Source organism: Streptomyces sp. SID486, from assembly GCF_009865385.1.
Classification (GTDB): domain Bacteria; phylum Actinomycetota; class Actinomycetes; order Streptomycetales; family Streptomycetaceae; genus Streptomyces.
In genome coordinates this window covers 1-335 of sequence record NZ_WWJT01000366.1, presented here as the reverse complement: position 1 = coordinate 335, position 335 = coordinate 1, and the positions used below count along the sequence as shown (strand labels likewise).

Below are 335 nucleotides of genomic sequence, written 5' to 3'. Positions count from 1 at the left end.
ACCCGCTGCTGCTGGCCGCCGGAGAGCTGGGCCGGCCGGTGCCCCAGGCGGTCGCGCAGCCCGAGGGTGTCGATGACCCGGTCCAGCCAGGCCGCGTCCGGCCTCCGGCCCGCGATGTCCATCGGCAGGGTGATGTTTTCGGCCGCGGTCAGCGTCGGAACGAGGTTGAAGGACTGGAACATGAACCCGATCCGGTCCCGCCGCAGCCGGGTCAGTTCCCGCTCCCGCAGCCCTGTGATCTCGGTGTCGCCGAGCCACACCCGGCCGGCCGAGACGGTGTCGAGGCCCGCGAGGCAGTGCATGAGCGTGGACTTGCCGGAGCCGGAGGGGCCCAT

Annotated in this window: 1 protein-coding gene; it reads right to left on the bottom strand. The window is 72.5% G+C overall.

Translation table 11 applies throughout. The features are described from left to right. On the bottom strand, window positions 1–335 hold a 335-nt coding region (locus GT045_RS17015; RefSeq protein ID WP_161334693.1), incomplete at both ends, for an ATP-binding cassette domain-containing protein.